Source organism: Lactobacillus sp. RTP31084st1_F9_RTP31084_210423, from assembly GCF_040919545.1.
Classification (GTDB): Bacteria; Bacillota; Bacilli; order Lactobacillales; family Lactobacillaceae; genus Lactobacillus; species Lactobacillus paragasseri.
The window spans coordinates 73,003-96,998 of sequence record NZ_JBCOVH010000003.1 but is presented as its reverse complement, the minus strand read 5'-3'; the positions used below and the strand labels follow the sequence as shown (position 1 = coordinate 96,998).

Genomic DNA, 23,996 nt, shown 5'->3' with positions numbered 1-23,996 from the left:
TAGTTATACGAAGTGCATTTTTTGATTTGATATTATTTAGTTAATGCAGAGTAGACATCGTCATGAGGTTCAACTAATTGTCCACTAGTTACGATATCTTCAACTTGTGAAACTCTGTCATTGCTGTTAGTAATCAAAGTCATCACAACTGGATCTTTTCCAGCATCCTTGATTTGTTCAAGGTCCATTTCAATTAATTGTGTTTCAGGAGTAACTTGCTCGCCTTCCTTAACTTTCATTGTGAATGGTTTGCCTTGAAGTTCAACTGTATCTATTCCAAGGTGAAGCATTACTTCTAGGCCAGATTTTGTTTTAAGGCCAATAGCATGTTTCGTCTTGAAAATCGAAATGACAGTAGCATCAACTGGGCTGTAGATTTTTCCGTTTTCTGGTTCAATTGCAAACCCTTCACCCATCATCTTTTGTGAGAATACTTCATCTTTAACTTGGGTGATATCTTCAAATTTACCTTTTACGGGTGCTTTAAAAATAACTTTTTCTGACTTATGAACAGTTTCTACTTTTGTAGAAGCAGGTTTGTTAGTTTTATCCACTTGTGGATTATTTGCTGGCTGCATGTCAGGATGAGTGATAATGTCATTAATTTCTTGGCTATAAAGATCGGCTTTTCCACCGAAGATAGCTTGAACCCCTCCAGCTACTTTCAAGACACCTGGAGCACCTAGCATCTTAAAGACATCGTCATTAACTAAGTTATTGTCTTTTAGTGAAACTCTTAATCTTGTTGCACAAGCTGAAACAGTTTCGATATTATCTAAGCCACCTAATGCTGAAATAATTTCGCATGATTCATTGTAAAGCTTGTCATCAGTCTTAGGACCAGCTGCCATAATTTGATCGGCAGCTTGATTATCTTCAACAACCATTCCAGGGATGCCAACATGGAACTTCTTAATGCAAAAAGTAAATACAAAGAAGTAAAGGAAGAACCAAATAACACCCATAATTAAGACGTTTGGCCAGTTGGTTTTATCTCTTCCTTGTAAGACACCGAAGAGTAAATAGTCAATTAAACCGCCAGAGAATGAATTACCAATTCTGATATTCATGATGTCAGCTACATAGAATGAACAGCCATCAAGAAAGGCATGAATAACGTATAGCCAAGGTGCTACGAATAAGAAAGTATATTCAATAGGTTCAGTAATACCAGTTAAGAAAGAGGTTAAACCGCCTGAAAGGTATAAACCACCATTAGTTTTACGGTTTCTCTTAGGTAAGCAAAGATACATTGCTAAAGCTGCACCTGGAAGACCAAACATCATTGTAGCAAAACGACCAGCAAAGAATCTTGTACCATAGGTAAATAAGCCATGATGGTTAGGGTCAGCTAATTGAGCAAAGAAAATATTCTGTGCACCAACAACAGTTTTACCTGCAACATCCGCAGTTCCACCTAATGCTGTGTACCAAAACATTGGATAGATAGTATGGTGAAGACCAACTGCTCCAGTTAAACGAAGCAAAAATCCATACAAGAAACTACCAAAGCTTCCCATTTTAGCAATTGCATAACCAGCACTAGTTAAACCGCTTTGAATTGGTGGCCAAATGATAAAGAAGATAGCACCAATTACAATAGCTGCAAGGGATGAAATAATCGGTATAAATCTTGATCCGCCAAAGAATCCTAAAAATTGAGGTAATTCAACTTTACGATAGTGGTTATGAAGATAAGCGACTACGCATCCAATAACGATTGCTCCTAAAACACCAGTATCAATAGTGTTTTTAGGTGAAAACATTTGTAGCAAGCCTGAAATTGTTGCGGTATAAACTAAGTAAGCTACACCACCAGCCAGGCCAGCTGTACCTTTATCTCCCTTAGCAAGACCAACAGCTAGTCCAATTGAGAAGATAAGCGCTAAATTATTAAAAACTGCACTACCGGCGAAGTTCATTACTTTTAAGATGGTTTGAAGCCATTCTTGATTAAGCCAAGGATAAGCACCAACGGCTGCTTTATTTGTTAGAGCACCACCTAAACCTAAAAGCAAACCAGCTACCGGTAAAATGGCGATTGGAAGCATGAAGGCTTGACCTAGTTGTGAAAAGGCCTGCCCAACATGAGAAAATTTCTTAGACATGATTAAGCCTCTTTCGTTATGATTTATTATTTTTCAAAAACAGAAGTGAAAGTTTTAGCAATTTGAAGTGGGCGAGTAATTGCACCACCAACTACAATTCCTGCTGGATTGATATCAATTACTTGCTTTAATTGTTCTGGAGTGTGAATTTTTCCTTCAGCAATTACTGGCAGACCATCATCGACTAAAGCTTTAATTAAATCAAAATCTGGATGGTCAGTCTTAGGACTTTCCTCAGTGTAGCCAGAAAGAGTAGTACCAACAAAATCTACGCCTGCTTCATAGGCGTTTTTGGCTTCTTCAAAGTTTGAAGTATCTGCCATTAAAAGTTGGTTTGGATATTTAGCTTTAATTTCTTTAATAAATTCAGCTACTGTCTTGCCATCATGTCTTGGACGTAAAGTGCAGTCAAGGGCAATTACTTCAACGCCAGTTTCCATCAATTCGTCTACTTCTTTCATAGTTGGCGTAATGTATGGTTTTTCTGGTGGATAATCGCGTTTAATAATTCCGATCATTGGTAGATCGACTACTTCTTTAATTTGTTTAATATCTCTAACAGAGTTTGCTCTTAAACCTGTTGCACCAGCTTCTTGAGCAGCTTTTGCCATTAATGGCATAATGCCGCCTTCTTCAGTATAGAGTGGTTCGCCAGGTAAAGCCTGACATGAAATAATTAAACCACCATGGATTTTGTTGATAAATTCTTCCTTGTTCATTTGTAAATATACTCCAAATTAATTTAATTCTGGAGTTTTCCTCCCAAGAAGATAATATAATGAATTTAAATATTATGCAAGCGTTTTCTAGTAAAAACATGATATAGTTATTAGGACGAGGACGTGAGAAAATGGAATTTATTCAGCTCTATAATCAAAATAAAGATAAATTAACGAAGTCAGAAAATAAATTAGCTAACTATATTGCTGCTCATACTGAGCGTGTAATTTATGACACTATTAAGTCACTGGGAAAGGCAACCAATACGGGAGATGCTACGATAGTTAGATTATGTAAAAAACTAGGCTATTCAGGTTTTTCGGATTTAAAAATTGCTTTAGCGCAAGATTCAATGATGACTACAGCTAAGAACCATGATGGAGCTCAGACAAGTTCCCAGCGAAGTAGTAAAGTTTTAATTTCTTCAATAGAAAAAACAGAAGAATTAATTAATCCACCTACTCTAAAAAAAGCAGTTAGTTTATTAGCTAAAGCTCAGCGAATTCATATTTTTGGAGTAGGACATTCCGGTGAGTCTGCTAGAGACTATGAGAGAACATGGCTAAGAATTGGACTAATTGCTAACGCAGAGTCGGATCCTCATATTCAAGTCCAGGTTGCAACCTTGCTGAATAAAGACGATGTAGTAGTTGGCTTATCTCTTTCAGGTCATACTAAGGATACGTATGATTCATTAAATGTTGCTAAAGACTATGGAGCAAAAATCCTGGCAATTACCAATGATCTTACTTCTCCAATTGCTCAATTAGGGGATGTGAGTTTACAAACGTCAGTTAGTGAGTTTATGAATATTGGTAGTGTAGCAGGGCAAGTTTCGCAATTATATTTGTGCGACGTTTTAGCTAGAGAATATGAAAAGCGTAATAAAGTTGATGTAGATAAAATTAAAGAACGAGCTCTTGCAGCAGTTATAAAGAAATCTATTTAAATAAATATAGGAAAACGTCAAGTATATACAATGTACTTGAATCACTAAAAAAACAGCCAAACTACTTTGATTAAGTAATTCGGCTGTTTTGGTATCTACGATACCGATTATTTTGATTACCAAAAAGTGGAAGGCATAAAGGTTGTTTAAGTCTTTATGCCAGTTGTAAGTGTTAAATTTATACTTATATTATATAAATTAAATCATCATAAGTCGAAAAATATGCTCATAATAATTAAATTATTATATTATGTTAGTCACTGGTTGTTTGCAGCTTGTTTTCTTTTTGTCTAGCTTTAATTAGCTTCTTAATCCACTTGCTTATCTCAACTTGCAGGATAGAGAAGAGAGAAAGAATAATTACTACTAACCATTGTCTTGAAGTAAGACTAGTCAAATGGAAGAGAGTTTGTAAGTTAGGAGTGAAAAGAATGATTCCCATTAGGACCGCTGAAACAATAAAGGAGATAATCAACCAAACATTTATTTTATTGCCTCTAACCCAGATTGGATCAGTATTAGAATGTTGGTTAAATGCGCGAAGCATTTGTGATAAGGCTAAAACGCAAAATGCCATTGTTTGACCAGCAATTGGATTATCAAACGACTCTCCAATCCAGTAAGCTATTAAGGTCATTAAGGCGACGAAAATTCCTTGACTGATAACACGCCAAACAAGGTCTTTTTCAAACAAAGTTCCAGTCTTTACTGGCTTATGTTTCATGATATTTTTACTTGCTGGGTCTACTCCTAAAGCTAAAGCAGGCAAACTAGCTGTAGCTAAGTTAACCCAGAGAATATGCACAGCAAGTAGCGGTGCATCCCAGTTGAAGATTGTAGCTACAAATAAAGTAGTAATTTCGGCAATATTACCAACTAGTAAAAATTGAATTACTTTCTGAATATTGCGATATACTTTTCGACCTTCTCTAATTGCTGCCGTAATTGTTGTAAAGCTATCATTAAGTAAAATCATATCTGAAACATCTTTAGCAACATCAGTACCACCAATACCCATAGCAACACCGATATCAGCAGCCTTTAGGGCGGGTGAGTCATTGACCCCATCTCCTGTCATCGCTACTACTTCATTATTTCGTTTTAGGCTTTGAATGATTCTTAATTTATCATTAGGCGAAACACGAGCAAAAACAGTAGCGGATTTAACTGCTTGATCTAGTTCATTATCTGTCATTTCGTTTAATTCAGTACCTGAAATAACAGTGTTTCCATTAGTATAAATACCTAAATTTTTAGCAATAGCGACTGCTGTATTTTTGTGGTCACCCGTGATCATAATGGTCTTAATTCCAGCTTCGCGAGCCATCTTGATTGATGCCTTAACCTCATCTCTGGCAGGATCAATCATACCGACTGCACCTAAGAAAACTAAATGCTGTTCAATATTTTCTCCTTCTTGAGGCAGGTTTAGCATATTTTTGCTGGCAAAGCCTAAGACTCTTAATGCTTGATCAGACATCTTGTGCGATAAGGTAAGAATATTATCTTTATCAGCCTTAGTTAACTTACGTGTACCATTATTTGTGTGGATGTAGTCACAAAGTGGCAGTAACTCATCGAGCGCACCTTTAGTGTAAGCGACGTATTCATTGTTTATTTCATGAACCGTAGTCATTCTCTTTCTAATTGAATCGAAAGGATATTCGCTAAGTCTTGGATACTCTTTTCTTAAGTTAAGAGCCGAGTAACCTAAATCTTGTGCTAGAGGAAGAAGTGCACCTTCAGTCGGGTCTCCAATTACTTCTTTAGGATTTTCTAAATTAAAACTAGCATCGTTACAAAGACTAGATGCATAGATTAATTGCTTATATGAATTAGAATCCTTACTTGCTTTTTCTACACTTAGAACTTTTTTATTAAGGAAATCATCACCATTAGCTAAATGAGTTACAGTCATTTTATTTAACGTTAATGTTCCTGTCTTATCAGAACAAATAACCGTCGCGTTTCCTAGAGTTTCAACAGCAGGCAACTTCTTAATTAAGGCATGTTGTTTTGCCATTCGTTGCACGCCAAGCGCCATAATGATTGTTGCTGTTGCTGGCAGACCTTCTGGAATAATTGAAATAGCTAAAGAAATTGCTACCAAGAATTGTGGTAAAAGTGGACGACCATAAAAGGCACCAATTGCAAAGATTAAAACGCAGATAATTAAGCCAATGATTGTTAAGACTTTACCTACTGTATTAAGTTTTCGCTTTAATGGAGTATCACCAGCATCATCATTTTCAAGCATACCGGCTATTTGGCCAATTTCGGTGTCCATTCCAGTTTTAGTTACAATCCCGCTTCCTCGTCCGTAAGTAACGATTGAAGAAGTATAAGCCATATTCTTTCTGTCGCCTAGAGGACAATCTACTGAAAGAACAGCTTTCGCATTCTTTTCACTAGCAATTGATTCACCGGTTAAAGAGGCTTCTGCAATTTTTAAGTTAGCAGATTGAATTAAACGCAAATCAGCTGGAACCATGTCGCCGCTAGCTAGAATAACTAAATCCCCGATAACTAATTCGCTAGCAGGGATGATCTTTTCAATACCGCCACGCATAACTGTAGCAGTTGGCGCGCTCATCGTTTTGAGAGCCGCTAGAGAAGACTGAGCTTTTTTCTCCTGAATAATTCCAATGATTGAGTTAACGACAACAATAAAGAAAATTACGCTGGCTTCTACCCATTCATTTAAAATTGCAGAAAAAGCAGCTGCTCCTAATAAGATCAAAATCATCGGATCAATGATTTGCTCTTTGAACATCATTAAGGTTGATTTTGGTGGCTTTTCAGCTAGAGCGTTAGGTCCATATTTCTTTAACCGCCGCTGAGCTTCTGGCTCACTTAAGCCAGTAGAACTTGTTTCTAAATCTGAAAATAACTCGTTTGTTGTTTGAGAATACGAGGGAGGTTGTTTCTGATTATCCATAAAGGATATACCATTCCTTTCTTTTATTAAAATACATTTCTTTATTTGTATAGTGTTGATATTTGTTTGCATATAAGCAAATATATCTAAAAACATTTATGATATATAGTATAAAATGCAAGGCAAAGTAAGTCTAAAAATATGCTTATAATAAGATAATTTTGTTATAGTTAAGATAGAAATGGAGAAATAAGTATGAAGCAACTAGATCAATCATTTATTATTGGGATTTTTGGCTTAATTGGTTTGTTTATCGGTTTATTTGTTAAAAATATTATGGTATGGACTTTTGTAGGTATTGCAGTAGGTTATGTCATAACTTTCTGGATTCCTTATTTTAAAAAGCAACACCAATTAAAAAAGAAAAATACAAAATAAGAGCGGTTCTTAAAAATAGAATCGCTCTTATTGTTTTTGATATAATTTTTTAACATCTTCAACATCGCTTGGCTGAATGGTATAAAAAGATCCTTGTGGATACATGACGGAAATGCCGTTCTTATGGCCTAACCCGATTGCATGGCCTAATTCGTGTTCAACTGTGTTGACGATTCGACCGTGGTTGTAGCCATAACTTGGATTTAAAAGGTAATATGAATTTAAACGGACAGTTGCTTTAATTAAGTGCCCTGTTAGGGAATTATATTGCGTATCAGTTAAACCAGCCGCGTTAGTCTGTCCATCATTCATTACTTTAATGATGATTTTGGCATTACTTTTGTCATTCGTAATTTTGAAATTAAAGGCCCCTGTATTGTTCCAAATATTGATTCCATCAATTGCGGCTTGCCTGAGGGTGGGATCAGAGAGGTCAAGATAAACAGATGCAGAGTTAGTTTCAAAAGTATGTCCTTTGGAGCTGTCGGCATTTGTATCATCATTTTGAATTTTTTCAGGTGAAATAAATTGTTGTACTTTGGCTGTTAAATATGGGAGTGGGTTTCTAGTTCCAAAAGTTTTTTCAATTTCTGGCGCAGTCTTTTGATAAGCAAAGTTAAGTCCAATAAATAAAAGAGCTAGAACTAGAATACTTTTAAAGAATCGTTTCACTTTTTCATCTCGCTAGGTAATTTTATTTAATTATAAAACTAATTAATTAAGAAAAGACTAAATAATAATTGAGACTTTCTCAAAGTTGTAAATTCTTTTAGAAAGCGTATACATATGATAAAATAGTATGCAAAGTTTTTACTAATACTAGAAATAGGTGACTTAATTTTGGTAAAAGAAACTGAACAACAAAAAGAACAAAAGCATTTAGATAAAGTTCTAGGCTTAATTAAAAAGAAAGAAAGCGAATTAGATCATTCAATTGAACATGCGCAAAATGAAGCGCAAAATATTAATTCGCACTTTTTTGATGATGTGAAATTAGATTATGATGGCTATTCAACTTCAATGGATACTGCCTTGTCAATTCATCAGCAGCAACAAATGTTAGCAGAACGTCAAAATGCCTGGCAACATTCTGCTAAGCAATTATCAACTTTGCAGCGTTTAGAAAAGAGACCGTATTTTGCCAGAGTTGATTTCCAAGAACCTAATGAAGATCCTGAAACGATTTATATTGGCTTAGGATCTTTTGCGGATAAAGAAGATCACTTTTTAATCTATGATTGGCGTGCACCGATATCTTCTATTTATTATGATGGTAAGTTAGGTAAAGTTTCTTATAATGCGCCCGATGGTGTGCAAACCGTTGATATGACTAAGAAACGGCAATTCTTGATTGAAGATGGTAAGATTACCAATATGTTTGATACCAATGAGTCAATTGGGGATCAAATGCTCTTAAATGTCTTAAACGAAAAATCTTCTACACAGATGAAGTCGATCGTAACAACGATTCAGCGTGAACAAAATAAGATTATTAGAAATACTAGTGCAGATCTTTTATTTGTTCAAGGGGCAGCAGGATCAGGTAAGACCTCAGCTATTATGCAACGTGTGGCGTACCTACTTTACCGTTATCGCGGGAATTTAACTTCTAGCGATGTTATTATGTTTAGCCCTAATCAATTGTTTAACGATTATGTTAAAAATGTTCTACCTGAAATGGGTGAACAAAATATGGTGCAGATGACTTACTGGCAATTTGTTTCTCGTCGTGTTCCAGGGATGAATGTTGAAAACTTATTTGAACAATTCGAAGATAATGAGCAAAATGACAAGATCGTTAACTTAAAAGATTCCTTACAATTCTTTAATGCGGTAACTCGCTATGCTAAGCACCTTGAAAAGAATGGTTTAATTTTTAAAAATATTTATTTCAAGAATAAGAAGAAACCATTTTTTGATAAAGAAAAGATCAAGGAAATTTACTATGGTTTTAATGAAAATTACCATTTAAGAAACAGAATTGAAGCTACCAAAGAAGCTTTAATTAATAGCTTAAATAGAAGAATTGAGCCAGAAACTAAGAAGGCTTGGGTTGATAAGACGATTGAATCGTTAGATCAAGAGCAATTGAATAAGTTATATGATCGTCCAGACCAAGAATTTGAATCAAGTGCTAAAGAAGAACATTTCTTAGCTCGTAAAATTGTAATTAAGCAATTAAAGCAAGTTAGTCGTAAGATTCACCAGAACCGTTTCTTGAATATTCGTGCGCAGTACTTGCGCTTCTTGCGTGCTGTTCCTAAGTTGATTGATTTAAGCAAGTGGGAGATTAGCCAAGAAGAGTGGGAAGCACATATTGAAAATGTTAAAGATAGGTTCAGAAACGGCAAGATCAAGATGGCTGATATTTCACCATATTTGTACCTGTACGATTTAGTTACAGGGCGTAGAACTGATTATGAAATGCGTTATGCCTTTATTGATGAAATTCAAGATTACACTCCATTCCAGTTAGCTTACCTTAAATACAACTTCCCAAGAGCTAAGTTTACGATGCTCGGAGATTTGAACCAGGCTATTTTTACTAAAGATGAAAGTAAGACTCTTTTAGGTCAGATTTCCAAGTTGTTTGATCCTGAAAAGACTGATGTTGTTCAATTAACCAAGTCTTATCGTTCAACTAAGGAATTAACTAATTTTACTAAGCAAATTCTGCGGCAAGGTGAAAAGATTGAGGCCTTTGATAGACGTGGCCCTAAGCCTGCTTTTTACAAGCGTGATAGTCTTGAAAAAGAATATAATGCTTTAGAGGATATCTTAGTAGAAAATGATGAGCAAAAGTTAACTACTGCCATTATTACTAAGACTTTGGCTGAAGCAAAAGAAGTGGCTAAGGTTTTGAAAGAAAGAAAAATTAAGGCAACTTTAATTGGGTCAGCCAACCAGCGTTTAGTGCCTGGAACTTTAGTTATGCCATCATATTTGGCTAAAGGACTTGAATTTGATGCAGTAATTGCTTGGAATGTTTCAAGGGATAATTATCACCAACTTGATGAAACGCAATTGCTTTACACAATTACTTCACGTGCAATGTATAAACTTGACTTGATTTATACAGGCGAGAAGAGCCCACTGTTTGATGATTTAGACGAGAAGACTTATGTGAATAAATAAAAAAATGGAGTGCCAAATTTGGCATTCCATTTTTTGTGGGTTTATTTAAATTTATTGCTCTTTTAGTAGCCAGTCGATAACGTTTATTTGTTCAATACCATTGTCGTTGTAGCTACCGGGGTCTTGAGTGAGAAGAATTTTCCGATAGTTATCAGTAATTTCAAGAAAGGGTGCAATTTCCCTGTTATAAGTCTTATCGTCTTGGACTGTGAGACTAACTTGATAATATTGCTTAACACCGTCTTTGATTGCAACGAAATCAATTTCTTTATTTTTAAGACTACCGACATATACTTCATAACCGCGTCTCTTTAATTCCATAAACACGATATTTTCAAGCCTGCTGCCCATGTTTGGACGTTTCTGACCTAAAAGAGCACGTCTGAGGGCGGGGTCAACGGGGTAATACTTGCTATTAATTTGTAGATATTTTTTGCCTGCAATATCATATCGATTGCATTGGTAGAATAAATAGGAATTTACTAATTTTTCGAGGTATGAAATTACTGTGGCGTTGCTAGTCTTGATTCCATTAGAGGTTAGAGTATTGGCAATTTTAGCAGGAGTAACGAGACTGCCGTTGGCTTCAGTTAAGAAACTAGCAATTGCTTCAAGTAAAGTTGCATTACCGCGATTTACTCTCGTTAGGATATCTTTTATTAATACTGTATTGATAATTCCTTGAATGTAAGAAAGATAAGTATTATTGTCGTTTAATTCAGTAGCAAATGGAAATCCACCTCGTTCTAAGTAAGTTGAAAAGGCTTCTTCTTTTGAAAGTTCAGTTGTTTGTAAAAATTCTTTAAAAGAAAAAGGATAGATAGGGATTTCTATGTAGCGTCCCGAAAGAAGAGTAGCTAATTCGCCAGAAAGCATAAAGGCATTAGATCCTGTGACATATAAATCTACATTATTTTTTATATAAAGACTATCGAGTGCTTTTTCAAAATTAGGAATGCTTTGGATTTCATCAATAAAGATGTAATTCATTTTGTTAGGAATGAGATGTTCATTGATGTAGTTATATAGGTCTAGGTAGGTCTTAATTGATACTAAGTCTAAATCTTCAAAATTCAGCGTTTGAATTTGATTAGTATTTACTCCAGACTTGAGCAATCGCTCTTGATATAACTGAAGAATAGTAGATTTACCGCAGCGACGTACTCCAGTTAGGACTTTAATGATTTGTTTATTACGTAGTTTATCTAAAGTATTTAAGTAAGAATCACGTGGTACCATTGTTAACCTCTACTTTTAATAATAGTTGATACAAGATTTTAACTAATTTAATTCTTAATTTAATTTTAGCATATAAATTAGATTAACTTAATTCTTGCTACATATTTTTAGCATAAATAAAGTTAATTTAATTCTTATGCTAAAAGCACAAAAGAAATGAAATCTATTTAATTCTTACATTGCCAACTTAATTTGCGTTTTGACATTTCTGATATAGAATATTCAGCATGAAAAGAATAAGCAGAGCAAAGAGATATCGACGTCGACGAAAGATTTTATATGGAATTTTAATACTGATTACAGCTGGAGTAGTTGGGATTATCCTTAATTTTGAAAAAATTCAAAATGAATATGACTGGCTTACTTTAAGACCTGAGCAAAAATTGAATGTCCCCTTAGAAAGGCAATTACCGGACCTGCCAAATGGCTGTGAAGTTACGTCACTGTCAATGCTCCTAAATTATTATGATATTAATGTAAGTAAATTAGAATTGTCTTCTAACATTAAGCATGTTTCCTCTTTTATTGGCAATGATTATCGCGGAAATCCTCATGTCGGTTTTGTTGGTTATATGAGTATCGAAAACGCGGGGTGGTGCGTTTATAATGAGCCGCTCTATGATGTTGCTAAGAAGTATACTAAGAGAATTCGTAATTATACTGGCAATGATTTTGTTAGGGTGTTGAAGTTAGTTTCTAAAGGACACCCAGTAATGATTATTACGACTTTAAAATATGACCGGGTAAATGATATGCGGACATGGCAGACTAAGCAGGGAAAGGTTAATGTGACACCTTCTTCTCATGCTTGTGTGGTTACTGGATATAATAAAAAGAAGGGGATTGTTTACGTAAATGATCCTTATGGCGTTAAAGATAAAAAAGTAAGTTTAAAGAAAATAGAGGCTAGCTATAATCAGCAAGGTAAGCAAGCCTTGTACGTAGAGTAGTGTGTGTAAAAAAAGCATCCCGTTAGGGATGCCTTTTTTGATGCCTGAATAAAAATGTTTTTCAAAATAGAAACATGTTTTCAAAACAGGGAAAAGTATTCAAAATTATTAAAAACCAAAGTAGTATAAGAATTGTCTTAAGAAGGTACCTAATTAGACAAAAAGTTACTCATTAATAATTCAAAATAGATGAGTGTTAGACCAAAAAACAGCTGAGGGTAATGGCTGTCAAAAGAAGTGGGGTTAAAAGTATCTGAGCTTATTGCAAGCGTTGAGTGTTTTGCAATTGTTGAGTTCTTATCTCCTGTAAAGGAAATAACATCACGATTATTTTTCTGAGCTTGTATGCAAAGTTCAGCTAATCGCTTTGTTTCTCCAGAATTGCTGATGACAATTATTAAAGTATTCTTATGCTTTCTAAGCATCTCAAGATGCGAATTGGATGTACAACGAAAGCCATTCAAATTAAGATATTCACTCATGTAATTAGCAATATTTTGAGAGTATCCACTGCCCAATATCATGATCATTGAGTCTTTATGCTTATCCATCAAGTTGGAAAAAGGCTTTACGTATGACTCTACTTTTAAGTCGTTTTCAGTATTATTAGGAAAATTTGGCGCATCTGCAATTAGAAAGACCAATTCTGAATATCCTGAAAGCTTCATCTTTTTACAGGTCTTAACGATAAAGCTAGGAGATGTAAATGTTCGTTTAGCGAGTTCACGAATATTGATATTTTTAATTTCATTACGGTGTTGATTCATATAAATTAATATTTTTTGTTCATCAGTATTCAGTTGAAACTTTTCGCTAATAGTTTGAATATTCATTGTTTTCTCCTATATATTGAAAGAAGGACTCACGATGTCAGAAAAAGATATTAAGAAAAATGAAGTACCACAAAATAGAGATAAGGAATTTTTAGCTGATCCATGGGCCAGAACTAGGACTAGAAATGGATTAGCAGCTGATGAAGTTATCTCTGCATTGCAAAAATCAATCAGAAAAGGCAAAGAACGAGCAGCATGTGAATTTGCTTATGAAATGTATATTTCTTCTCCGCAAATGGAAGAAAAACTATGGCGTAGACTTCAAGCTATTTCAGTTGAAGATATAGGAATGGGAAATCCACAAGCTCCAATTTTGATTAATAGTCTAAATCAAATGAGACAAAACTTTAGTTACAATGAGCCGGATCGTGCCATGATGTTTGTTCATGCAATTCGTTACTTATGTGAATCAACTAAGGATCGGTCTTCTGATTTACTTAAGAATATCATTATTAAGAACTTTGCTCTAGGTTATGTTCCTGAAATTCCAGATTATGCATTAGACAAGCACACCACTCGTGGCAAAAAGATGGGAAGAGGAAGTATGCATTTTCTAGAAGTCGATTCTAAGGTTACTCCACAATTAAAAGTGGACAATGACTATTGGGACGAATACCACAAAATTAGAGAAAATTGGGATGACAGTAAAGTTATACCTAATGCTTTCAAGTTCAATCCATATCAAATTTAAGTTGTATTTATCTTTAGTAAGGAAAATAGGTGATCTCTAATGGCTGAAACTGCTGCTAAAAAAGATTCACTGATTACTAAATTGGATAAAGTTTTAACGCCTATTGGACAAAAACTTGGAAATGAAAAGCATCTACAAGCTATATCAAATGGTATGCTTTTCGGATTGCCATTTTTGGTAATTGGTTCATTCTTCTTAATTGTTGCTAACCCACCAATTGTACTTGATAGATATAATCCACGAACAGCTAATATTTTTATGCAATGGCTTGCTGGTTGGAAATATTGGGCTGTCGCACATTATGCTCAAATAACTATCCCATATAATATGACTATGGGAATCTTTGGTATGATTTGTGCTTTTGGTATTGCATATGAATTAAGTAAGTCATATCGTAGGCTTCATCCTGCTACTGATGGGATGATCTCATTAGTTACCTTTTTAATGGTTGCAACTACTGTTGATAAGAATAATAAGATTAGTCTCAATAATTTAGGAACAAATGGACTATTTGTTGCAATTATCATTGGATTATTAGCTGTCGAAATTGACCGCGGGATTGAAAAGAGTAAGTTGAAGATAAAGTTGCCAGCATCGATTCCCCCAATGGTTGCCAACTTTATTAATTCCTTAATACCGCTATTAGCAAATATCTTTATTTTCTATGGTGCTAATTTAATTTTAGTCAGCTTAACGCATGCTGATTTTACTACCTTCATTATGAAGTGTTTGACTCCAGCTACATTTTTGGCTAATAGCTTATGGGGTTATATTTTGATCGTAACTTTAGGAAATCTATTATGGTTAATTGGTGTTAACGGAAGTAATGTAATTTTTCCAATTGTCTTTGCAACTGGTATTGCAGCTACTGGTGCTAATGCTGCTTTAGTAGCAAAAGGATTAGTACCTACTCATTTAATGAATTTACAGATGTTTAGAATTGCTGTTTTAGGTGGATCTGGTAATTCACTTGCTTTAGTAATTCTAATGATGAGAAGCAAAGTAGAAAAATATCGTGCATTAGGTAAGCTATCAATTATTCCTGGAATTTGTAGTATTAATGAACCAGTAATTTTTGGTACACCAATTTGTTTTAACCCTATTTTAGGTATTCCATTTTTGATTGCTCCAATTATTAATATTATTCTTACTTATATTGCTGAAAGTTTACACTGGATTGGAATGGGGTATATTGTAGATCCTTCATTTACACCGTTTTTCTTCCAGGCATATATGAGTTCAATGGATTGGAGAAATATTATTTTTGAAGTGATTTTAATCATTATCGGTATTTTTATTTATTTACCATTCTTTAGAGTTGCTGAACAAAATGAATTAAGAAAGCAAGAAGTAACTGAATAAAATATCCGGAGTACAAAAGAGCATCCCATTGTTGGGATGCTTTTTTACGATGCAGTAACCAATTCTTTTTCTTCAACTAGATCTGCTAATCTTTCAATCAATAACTTATTTCCTGCTTTATTTAGATGAATACCATCTTTTTGCAATAGTTTATTGGGGTGACCAGTCTTTCGCATTACTTTGGCAAAATTTAAGAATGGAATTTTATTTTTAACATGGCATTCTTGAGCAACTAATTCAAATTGCAAAGTTTTAGGCCAAGCTTGATCTTGAGCAATTTTCCAATTAGTATAGGAAGGTCCCATTAATAATGTTTTATCAGCCCCAATTAAATCGACCAATACTTGTAAGTTATGCGCATATCGTCCGGCGCTCAAACCAAACTGCATGTTGGCGTCGTTAGTGCCTAGGGCCAGAATAACTAGATCATACTTAAAAGGTTTGATTCGTAACTCATAAAAATCAATTGCCTCTTCAGTAGTTGTCCCAGGTACAGAATTATTAATAATTGTAAATTTAGGTAATTTTTCTTGCAGTCCTTGAGTTACAATATTAGTTGCGCGTCCATCAATATAGCCTGCAAGTAGGGAATCACCAAAAAGAATTAATTTTTTCATAGATATCTTCTTTTCTTTCTCTCAATATATATGATAGGCTGAACAATGTAAAAATACTAGGAACAAGGCAGAAGGAAGGCGGCTTTTTATGCAAGAGCAATTTACACATCTGACATCTGAAAAGTGGCAGACACTAATCCCTCCAAGCGATGAATTTAGTGCGGAGATTTTCATGATGAAGAATCTTCAGTACAATATGAGCCAAAAAAATGCAATCTACCGCACTAAGCAGACCTTTTATAACGAAAAATGGCAAAAAATACCTTTTATCATCGGAGTAACTGGGTCTGTTGCTGTAGGGAAATCTACTTTTGCAAAGAAAATAACTCGCTTGTTCGAACGCCTTGAACCAGATAAAACAATTGCCCAAGTTTCTGCTGATGGTTTTTTAATGTCGAATGCAGAACTTAAAGCTAAAAACTTAATGGATCAAAAGGGCTTCCCATCATCATTTAACTGGGATGCCTTTTATACTTTTTTAGTAAGCGTTAAGGCTGGTAAGGAAAGAGTACCATATAGACTATACTCGCAGGAAATTTCTGATCTGGTGCCTAATGAATTGGGGTATGTCAGCGTTCCTGATATCTTAGTGGTTGAGGGAATTAACCTGCTGGAGGTGCCTCCAGACGGGCAAGCTCCTCCAAGTGACTTTTTTGATTATGTAATTTATCTGGATGCAAGCGAAGAAGACTTAGAGAAATGGTATCTTGATCGCTACCATTTAATGCTCGAGATTAATCGCAATAATCCAGATAATTTCTTTTATAAGTGGGCTAACGTCCCGCTTGAACAAGCAGATAATTTTGCCAAAAGAGTCTGGCGTGATGTTAACTTGAAGAATTTACATGACTATATCGAACCAACTAAGAAGAGAGCTGATATGATTATTAAAAAGTATGGTAATCATGAGATCAGCGATATGTATATTAGAAAATTTTAGGGAGAAAACATGCAAGCAATCGAATTAAAAAAGGGTATGATTTTTAGCCAAGATGGTAAGTTAATTGAAGTACTAAAGAGTAACCACCACAAGCCTGGTAAGGGTAACACGGTTATGCAAATGGACTTACGTGACGTGATGAGTGGAGCTGTTGTTCACAAAACAATGCGTCCAAGTGAGAAGGTGGAGTTAGTTAACGTTGCTTTAAAGAAGGCACAATACCTTTATGATGATGATGCTAACTTTATCTTTATGGATACTGATACTTATGAACAATATCTAATTCCAAAGGAACACCTTGCAGCAGAAGCTAAGTTCTTGATGCCTAATATTGATGTTGATCTTAAGTTTACTGATGAAGGTAAATTAATCGGAATCAACTTACCATCTACTGTAAAGATGACTGTTAAAGAAACCCAACCAGAAATCAAGGGTGCAACCGCTGCTGGCGGTGGTAAACCTGCAACGATGGATACTGGTTTAGTTGTAACTGTGCCAGATTTTATTAAAGAAGGCGAAGAATTAATCATCGGAACTGAAAACGGTGATTATAAAGGCCGTGCTGATAGCATTAGTAGATAGATTAAGATAGAGCTGTTTGGATGAAACAGCTCTATTTTGTTGCACTTTTATATGACAGTGTTATATAACAAACAAAATTTAATCTACACAATGATAAGAAACAGGATTATAATGAAAATGTAGTTTTTATAATTTACTAAAGGAGAAAGTAAATAATGCTATCAAAAAATAATTATCAAGAAAAACTCCGTAAAATGGAGCCTAGAAAAGAACGTTTTTCAATTAGAAAGTTTTCTATTGGAGCCGCTTCTGTTTTAATTGGTTTCAGCTTTATGAGTATGGCTGGAAATCAAAAAGTTCAAGCTGCTGAGCAACAAGAAAAACCAGCAGTAGTGCAAAATGCAAAAGATAATGAGCAGATCCAAAGTAGCACTGGAGCTACTCTAGAAGGCAAAATGGGGGGGGTAAGCTCAGCTACTACAGCTAATAAAACAGCTACTGATAGCAAACTTACTCAATCTCCTATTCAAGATAGTACTCACTCTTCTGCTAATACAGAAGCAAATAAATTAACTGAATCTGCAAATTCAAATGTACAAACAGGTCAAAGTAATGATTCTGCTACTTCTCACAAAGTAGATTCAACTAATGTAGAAAATAAAACAACTGTATTAAACACCGGTAACAAGCAAGCATCAGTGACTGAGGCTGATCTTAGAGACGAAAAAGTAGCTGCCGTTTCTGCTGAAAGTACTCCAGCTAAGGAACTTCGTGGTACTCAAACCGCAGAAGCTAGCGATTGGCAAAGCTTAGTTAATGCTTTAAATAATGCTAATAACGGTACAATTAAATTAACTAGTGATATTACTGTTGCTAACAAAGGCACTAATGTTAACGGTATTAATCGTCCAAATCCTGTTGTTAATGGCGGCAAGATGAACTTAACAGGTTCAAATATTTCTGGAGGATTAGACATTGATGGTCAAGGTCACGTTATTAATTTTGGTGCTAATTATCTTAGCTTTACTACTAACAACCAAAAAGATAGTAATCCGTGGGATATTACCTTTAAGAATATGACCATTAACGCCGATGGCTATGATAATTCATGGTCTACTCTTGGCGGTGCATTTAGCCCAATTTACATGGGTGGAGATGACATAAGAACTGATCTTTTAGCTAACAACAAGGTTACATTTGAAAACGTAACTGCTGATATTAAAAACGGTGCCCTCTATACCACTACTATGGCTCAACAAACCACTGATAATCCATACACTACGGTAACGTTTAAAGGTAATAATAATATTACTTGTGAAGCCGTAAATGTTAAAGGTAACCAACTTTACAATTATTCAAGTGCTGTTTCAGCTTCACACATTATTTTTGTAGATGGTTCTGACACTACCTTTAACGTAAGTTCAGCTAAGACTAACAACGACCAAAATGCTGGTGGCAATATTTTGCGTGCCAAAGTTGAAGATGAAACAAATGATACGGCTCCAGCAATTGATGTCCAACAAGGTGCGACCGTAACCTTAAATGGTAATTCTACAGATGTTAAAGGTATGCTGGTAAATAGCGCCATTACTGGTACAGTTCAAGTAGATGGTAATTTAAATGCCAACATGGCTGATGGTCACTCAATGGCTATTTGGGCTGGTAACTTAAACATTGGTAAAAATGGTGTTGTTAATATTAAGACTAAGCAAAGTAATGATGGCAGTGGTATAAATGGCGTAGGTACTTACAATGGTTATCACTTTGCTCCCATTTCATTAGGTGTTGGTTTTGCTGCTAACGTTTCTAATGCTGTCTCCAATGTTTTAGATAACCAAGGTAAGTTAAGAATTGTTCGTACTGGTGATAACAATCAATCTACTTCACCGTTAATTTCATTTGGTTCAGGTAATGGTACTGGTGCTGAATTTAGCTTAAATGTAGCAGATGGCGCTACGATGGATTTGCAAGATGGTGCAACGTCTTCAATCAAAGGTGACTTCACTAATACGCCTAACATTGGTATCGTAACCATGTGGGGTAACGGTGGTACTAGTGGTTCAGCTGCTTCAACTTATGCCAATATTAACATTAATAATCCAGCTTATGTAAACTTCCAACGTACAGGTTCTCAAACTGGTACGTTGCTTCGCCTTGAAAACATGAACAACCACGTTAACATTTCAAGTGACGGCGAAGCTTTACCGTTAGCTTTATGGGAGGAAGCCAATAAGAGCGCAGGTCCTTCATATTACTGGTACATCAACCAATTAAAGAACCAAAACAACTGGGGTGACAATTCTATTTCAGGATTTGCTCAAACTGGTAATACAGTCGGTCAAAATAAGAAGGGTGAAATTAAGTTCTTACACTCTAATGGTGAAGTAAATCTGGCTCAAAACCAAGCTGGACTTAATAGTTATCAATTTATTGATGGTACTGTTACTCAAGGACAACCAGCTGATGGTGTAAAATATGAAACCCCATACTTGAACCGACTCTTGAATAACTTCAATTGGTGGAATCCACAAAGAGTTGCAATGGGTAGTTCGTTAGAAGAAGTAGCTAAACCAACTGACTCTGATCAATATCAACCAGTAGTCAAGACTATTGATGGTAATACTAGACAAACCTTAAATGACTTAACCGCCAAGGACGGTATTTCTGGTTTACGTACTAGCGATGGAACCATAACACCAGATCTTTCTGCTATTAAATCTGTAACTTGGTATGATGCAGCTACTGATGCAACTGAATGGAATACTTTGATGAATGGTCAAGATGCTCCAACTAACCCAACTGGTAATTTGAAGACTAGCGATACGTCAGCTTGGGCTAAGGTTACTTATACAGATGGATCGATCGATTTTGCTAATATTCCATTGAATATTACTGTACCAATGGCAGATACTTACACTCCATCTTATAATCCGGTAACTGTAGAACAAGGACAAAGTGCTACTGCTGAACCTAACTTTGTAGGACAAGATGGTAAGGAAACAAGCATGCCTACTGGATCTACTTTTACAACTGGTGCTAATACTCCAAGTTGGGCTAATGTCGATCCATCAACTGGTATTGTTACAGTGAACCCAAGCGTTGACGTGATTCCTGGTGCATACAATGTTCCCGTTACTGTGACTTATCCAGATAAAAGTATTGATGAAACTAATGTTCCAGTTATTGTAACCAAAGCTGGTCAAAAAGTTATTTGGGGTGAAAATGGTGCAGTTGTAACTACGGTTGATACTTCTAATCTTAGTGTTCATGAAACTAGTGAGAATTCACAAGTTCTTTCTCCAACTAGTGTTGTGACTGCTCAAGGATATGAATTAACTGATGGTAAGCTTTCAACTACTGCTACGCCAATTAATATTGATCCTTCAACTGTAAGTTGGACTACAACTCCTGATACTACTGTAGAAACAGCAAATATTGCTGGTAAACAAATTTCTACTAGTGTTAATATTGATTTCACTAATAATGATGCAGCCAGAAATATTTTAGGCTCAAAGAATGGCATTGTAACTACTGACTCATTCACCATTGATGCTAAGGGTGCTGGTGCTAAGTCCGTATCAACTCCAGTGAAAATTGCTTTAGGTTCTGATTTAACTGGTGAACAATTTGATCAATTGGTAGATAACAATATTCCAGCTAATGAAATTGCTACTACTACTTGGGCAACTAAGCCTGATGAAAATGGCAACGGCGGAGTAATTAAGATTACGTTTAAAGACGATGCCGCTAATGGTCAACCAACATACTTGAACATTACTATTCCATCAAGTTCAGTTGATATTACAACTAATGCTGATCAATACACTCCTGAAGGGCAGCAAGTTTCTACTAAAGTAGGCGAAACTCCAGATGCTTCACAAGGTATTAGTAATAAGGATACTTTACCAGATGGAACTAAGTACACTTGGGAGACTGCGCCAGATACTACCACGCCAGGTAAAAAGCCGGTCGTAGTTGTTGTAACTTATCCAGATGGATCAAAAGATAATGTTCCAACAACTGTGGTTGTTAATGCTAAACCAGAGATTAAACCAATTAGCACCACTGTTGGTCAAATTCCAGAAGCTACTCAGGGTATTGCTAACCTTAATAATGGAGGTTCTACTCCAGTTGATGGTTATCCATCAGGAGCAACTTGGGTAACTGCGCCAGATATTTCTAAGCCAGGAACAACCACTGGTACAGCTAAAGTAACTTATCCAGATGGAACTACAGAAACTGTTACTATCCCAGTTGCTGTAAGTGATAATCAAGATGTAACGATTATTGATGACAAAGGACATAGTTACAGCTTACATGCTAAAAATGTAATTACTCACAAGACTTCAGATAAGAATATTATTGGAGCTCCTGTAATTGAGAACTTTAAACTTAGTTACTACGAAGGTGGACAAAACTATAGTAAGCCATACATTTACACTTTAAATTCCGATGGTACTGCTTATGAGCTTACCCAGACAGGTGATAATCCAGTTGGTGTTACTGTGAACGCACCGCAAAGTGTTCCAGTAAGTGAAATTTCTTCAATTTGGACTCCAATTGGCGCTGAATTTGGTATTCCAGGTGTTACTGGTCAGGGTCAACCATCTAGTTTAGTATCAGACAAGAACAATGGAACTAAGACTATTACTTACACTGGTCAAGATAATACCCAAGGCAATCCATATGTTTATCCAATGTATTCTGCAACAGTAGATACTTCTAAAGTAAACTGGCCAATTTTTGGTAAGGGTCCTAAAGCTCAACATCCATTCCCATTTGTTTACATTTATGGTGCTGAAGCTAATGGTACTATTCCAAGTGTTAACTCAGATGTTTCTGATTTAAGAACAGCTTTAGGGGATGCAAGTAAAGTTGTAAATACTGCTGATTTAACTCAAACACATAATTCGGAAATTTCTTCAATTGATTGGCAAACATTGCCAAGTCTTGAAAAAGCAAACGCACAAGCTCCAGCAACAGTTCGAATTAACTTTACTGATGGTAGCTATCTTGATGTCCCAGTTGCTGTAAATGTAATTAAAGTTGATCAAGGTATTGATGACAAGGACAATCATGATATTTATCGTGATATCACGCGTACTATTACTGTTGAAGGACAAGACACACCAGTTGTCCAACATGTAATTTATAGCCGTGCTAAGATTACTGATTTGGCTAAGCCAGAAGGACAACAAGTAACTTATACTGCTTGGGTAGCTGGTAAAAACAGTGAAGGACAAGAAGTAACAAGTTTCCCACAATTTGAGGTTACTAAGTTAGGCTACACTGCTACAGCTACTGGTGCGGCAATTGAAACTATTGATGGCAAGCAATATGTTCCAGCTTCCGCAACAATTACGCCAGACTCAAAAGATTTAGTTGTTGATGTAACTTATACTGCTAATGAGCATACTTTAGTAATTACTTATGTTGATTCTCAAACCGGTAAGCAAGTTGGTTCACGTTACAATGTATCTGGTAAAACTGGTGAGGAAGTATCTGTTGATGTTGCTGGTAATGTTCCAACTAATTGGAAATTGGTTCCAAATCAAAACGTTATAAGTTCATATAAATTTGGTTCAGATGATCCAACACCTGTAACTTATAAGGTTGAACACAATACTGAAAATGTCCCTGTTGATAAGACTGATTCAAATACTTATCGTGAAGTAAATCAAACAATTTACGAGATTCCAGCTGGTAAGACTGAAGCTGATAAGACAGTTGTAAGAACGATTACTGTTCCGTTCCAACGTACAGGAACTAAGGACTTAGTAACTGGTGACATTACCTGGAATGACTGGCAAGGACCAACAGGTTCATTTGATAAAGATAATGTATCAACTTACGAATTACCTGCATTTGAAGTATCTCAAGTAACTGGTTACGATAGCTACGTAAATGGTTCTAAGGCTATTCAAGTTGGATCAGTTGATGTAAATGCTGATTCACAAAATGTAATTGATACTATTACCTACGTTAAACAAGATTCAACCCCAGTACCATACAAGCCAGGCAAAGAAGGCGTAAACGATGAAATGAACAAGTACGTAACTCGTACGATCATTGTTAAGGAACCAGGCAAGCCAGAAAGCAGAGAGTTGCAAGTAGTCCACTTTACTAATGAAGATAAGAACGGCAATAGCGGCTACAAGGATCCAGTAACAGGTGAAGTAACATACAATAGCGACTGGCACGTAGCAGGCAACTTGGAAGCTAAGACTGGAACATGGGCAGAATTCAATGCGCCAGAGGTAACTGGCTACACTGCAAATCCAGAAAAGGTAGCAGAAGAAACAGTAACTTCAGATACTAAGGATACGAGCGTAACAATCACTTACACTAAGAATAGTGATACTCCAGTACCATACAAGCCAGGCAAAGAAGGCGTAAACGATGAAATGAACAAGTACGTAACTCGTACGATCATCGTTAAGGAACCAGGCAAGCCAGAAAGCAAAGAATTGCAAGTAGTCCACTTTACTAATGAAGATAAGAACGGCAATAGCGGCTACAAGGATCCAGTAACAGGTGAAGTAACATACAATAGCGACTGGCACGTAGCAGGCAACTTGGAAGCTAAGACTGGAACATGGGCAGAATTCAATGCC

General features: G+C 35.7%; 16 protein-coding genes. 9 read left to right on the top strand and 7 right to left on the bottom strand.

Annotated elements, in window-relative coordinates; translation table 11 throughout:
• Nucleotides 1-32 precede the first annotated feature (32 nt).
• Together AB5359_RS07795 and AB5359_RS07790 are read right to left on the bottom strand one after the other, a co-directional pair.
• The gene (locus AB5359_RS07795; RefSeq protein ID WP_048686221.1) at nt 33-2,108 is read right to left on the bottom strand and encodes a PTS transporter subunit IIABC; all 2,076 of its coding nucleotides are present in this window, start codon (nt 2,106-2,108) and stop codon (nt 33-35) included.
• Nucleotides 2,109-2,134: 26 nt separating this feature from the next.
• On the bottom strand, nt 2,135-2,827 hold the full coding sequence (locus tag AB5359_RS07790) for an N-acetylmannosamine-6-phosphate 2-epimerase (protein WP_003652604.1): 693 nt from the start codon (nt 2,825-2,827) through the stop codon (nt 2,135-2,137).
• 131 nt (nt 2,828-2,958) lie between these two features.
• Between AB5359_RS07790 and AB5359_RS07785 the strand changes: the two genes are divergently transcribed.
• Nucleotides 2,959-3,777 (top strand): MurR/RpiR family transcriptional regulator, encoded by an 819-nt coding sequence (locus AB5359_RS07785; protein WP_048686223.1) that lies wholly within the window; start codon nt 2,959-2,961, stop codon nt 3,775-3,777.
• Between the two features lie 253 nt (nt 3,778-4,030).
• On the opposite strand, the gene AB5359_RS07780 is transcribed toward AB5359_RS07785, so the two are convergent.
• Complete coding sequence (locus AB5359_RS07780; protein WP_077410523.1) at nt 4,031-6,715, bottom strand: cation-translocating P-type ATPase; 2,685 nt, start codon at nt 6,713-6,715, stop codon at nt 4,031-4,033.
• 195 nt (nt 6,716-6,910) lie between these two features.
• Here AB5359_RS07780 and AB5359_RS07775 point away from each other — a divergent pair, with 195 nt between their 5' ends.
• Entirely contained in the window at nt 6,911-7,093 is a 183-nt protein-coding gene (locus AB5359_RS07775; protein ID WP_003646756.1) for a hypothetical protein, read from the top strand.
• Between the two features lie 27 nt (nt 7,094-7,120).
• On the opposite strand, the gene AB5359_RS07770 is transcribed toward AB5359_RS07775, so the two are convergent.
• Entirely contained in the window at nt 7,121-7,765 is a 645-nt protein-coding gene (locus tag AB5359_RS07770) for a matrixin family metalloprotease (RefSeq protein WP_077410521.1), read from the bottom strand.
• 168 nt (nt 7,766-7,933) lie between these two features.
• Between AB5359_RS07770 and helD the strand changes: the two genes are divergently transcribed.
• A complete protein-coding gene (gene helD, locus AB5359_RS07765) occupies nt 7,934-10,228 on the top strand; it encodes an RNA polymerase recycling motor HelD (RefSeq protein ID WP_048686228.1) in 2,295 nt (764 codons plus the stop codon).
• 51 nt (nt 10,229-10,279) lie between these two features.
• Here helD and AB5359_RS07760 read toward each other — a convergent pair whose 3' ends face one another.
• The gene (locus AB5359_RS07760) at nt 10,280-11,467 is read right to left on the bottom strand and encodes an ATP-binding protein (protein ID WP_003650002.1); all 1,188 of its coding nucleotides are present in this window, start codon (nt 11,465-11,467) and stop codon (nt 10,280-10,282) included.
• Between the two features lie 227 nt (nt 11,468-11,694).
• On the opposite strand from AB5359_RS07760, the gene AB5359_RS07755 reads away from it, so the two are divergent.
• On the top strand, nt 11,695-12,417 hold the full coding sequence (locus AB5359_RS07755) for a C39 family peptidase (RefSeq protein ID WP_003651498.1): 723 nt from the start codon (nt 11,695-11,697) through the stop codon (nt 12,415-12,417).
• A 149-nt stretch (nt 12,418-12,566) separates the two neighbouring features.
• On the opposite strand, the gene AB5359_RS07750 is transcribed toward AB5359_RS07755, so the two are convergent.
• Entirely contained in the window at nt 12,567-13,250 is a 684-nt protein-coding gene (locus AB5359_RS07750) for a MurR/RpiR family transcriptional regulator (protein ID WP_048686230.1), read from the bottom strand.
• Nucleotides 13,251-13,284: 34 nt separating this feature from the next.
• On the opposite strand from AB5359_RS07750, the gene AB5359_RS07745 reads away from it, so the two are divergent.
• Complete coding sequence (locus tag AB5359_RS07745; protein ID WP_003651501.1) at nt 13,285-13,941, top strand: hypothetical protein; 657 nt, start codon at nt 13,285-13,287, stop codon at nt 13,939-13,941.
• A 39-nt stretch (nt 13,942-13,980) separates the two neighbouring features.
• Nucleotides 13,981-15,303 (top strand): PTS sugar transporter subunit IIC, encoded by a 1,323-nt coding sequence (locus AB5359_RS07740; protein WP_077410517.1) that lies wholly within the window; start codon nt 13,981-13,983, stop codon nt 15,301-15,303.
• Between the two features lie 44 nt (nt 15,304-15,347).
• Here the strand turns inward: AB5359_RS07740 and AB5359_RS07735 are convergent, their stop codons facing one another.
• A complete protein-coding gene (locus tag AB5359_RS07735; RefSeq protein WP_048686233.1) occupies nt 15,348-15,920 on the bottom strand; it encodes an SGNH/GDSL hydrolase family protein in 573 nt (190 codons plus the stop codon).
• 88 nt (nt 15,921-16,008) lie between these two features.
• On the opposite strand from AB5359_RS07735, the gene coaA reads away from it, so the two are divergent.
• From coaA to AB5359_RS07720, 3 genes are all read left to right on the top strand, one after another.
• A complete protein-coding gene (gene coaA / locus AB5359_RS07730; RefSeq protein ID WP_048686235.1) occupies nt 16,009-16,860 on the top strand; it encodes a type I pantothenate kinase in 852 nt (283 codons plus the stop codon).
• A gap of 9 nt (nt 16,861-16,869) precedes the next feature.
• Nucleotides 16,870-17,442, top strand: a complete 573-nt coding sequence (gene efp, locus AB5359_RS07725) for an elongation factor P (protein WP_003650006.1) — start codon at nt 16,870-16,872, stop codon at nt 17,440-17,442.
• A 155-nt stretch (nt 17,443-17,597) separates the two neighbouring features.
• Nucleotides 17,598-23,996 (top strand): Rib/alpha-like domain-containing protein (locus tag AB5359_RS07720; RefSeq protein ID WP_368287206.1); only part of this gene is annotated, 6,399 nt, incomplete at its 3' end.

What these genes read in the sequence shown, in the direction of transcription:
- AB5359_RS07740 (WP_077410517.1), top strand. Translation starts at nt 13,981, where the DNA reads ATGGCTGAAACTGCTGCTAAAAAAGATTCACTGATTACTAAATTGGAT.
- efp (WP_003650006.1), top strand. Translation starts at nt 16,870, where the DNA reads ATGCAAGCAATCGAATTAAAAAAGGGTATGATTTTTAGCCAAGATGGT.
- AB5359_RS07760 (WP_003650002.1), bottom strand. Translation starts at nt 11,467, where the DNA reads ATGGTACCACGTGATTCTTACTTAAATACTTTAGATAAACTACGTAAT.
- AB5359_RS07780 (WP_077410523.1), bottom strand. Translation starts at nt 6,715, where the DNA reads ATGGATAATCAGAAACAACCTCCCTCGTATTCTCAAACAACAAACGAG.
- AB5359_RS07785 (WP_048686223.1), top strand. Translation starts at nt 2,959, where the DNA reads ATGGAATTTATTCAGCTCTATAATCAAAATAAAGATAAATTAACGAAG.
- AB5359_RS07735 (WP_048686233.1), bottom strand. Translation starts at nt 15,920, where the DNA reads ATGAAAAAATTAATTCTTTTTGGTGATTCCCTACTTGCAGGCTATATT.
- coaA (WP_048686235.1), top strand. Translation starts at nt 16,009, where the DNA reads ATGCAAGAGCAATTTACACATCTGACATCTGAAAAGTGGCAGACACTA.
- AB5359_RS07775 (WP_003646756.1), top strand. Translation starts at nt 6,911, where the DNA reads ATGAAGCAACTAGATCAATCATTTATTATTGGGATTTTTGGCTTAATT.
- AB5359_RS07755 (WP_003651498.1), top strand. Translation starts at nt 11,695, where the DNA reads ATGAAAAGAATAAGCAGAGCAAAGAGATATCGACGTCGACGAAAGATT.
- AB5359_RS07750 (WP_048686230.1), bottom strand. Translation starts at nt 13,250, where the DNA reads ATGAATATTCAAACTATTAGCGAAAAGTTTCAACTGAATACTGATGAA.
- AB5359_RS07795 (WP_048686221.1), bottom strand. Translation starts at nt 2,108, where the DNA reads ATGTCTAAGAAATTTTCTCATGTTGGGCAGGCCTTTTCACAACTAGGT.
- AB5359_RS07790 (WP_003652604.1), bottom strand. Translation starts at nt 2,827, where the DNA reads ATGAACAAGGAAGAATTTATCAACAAAATCCATGGTGGTTTAATTATT.
- AB5359_RS07745 (WP_003651501.1), top strand. Translation starts at nt 13,285, where the DNA reads ATGTCAGAAAAAGATATTAAGAAAAATGAAGTACCACAAAATAGAGAT.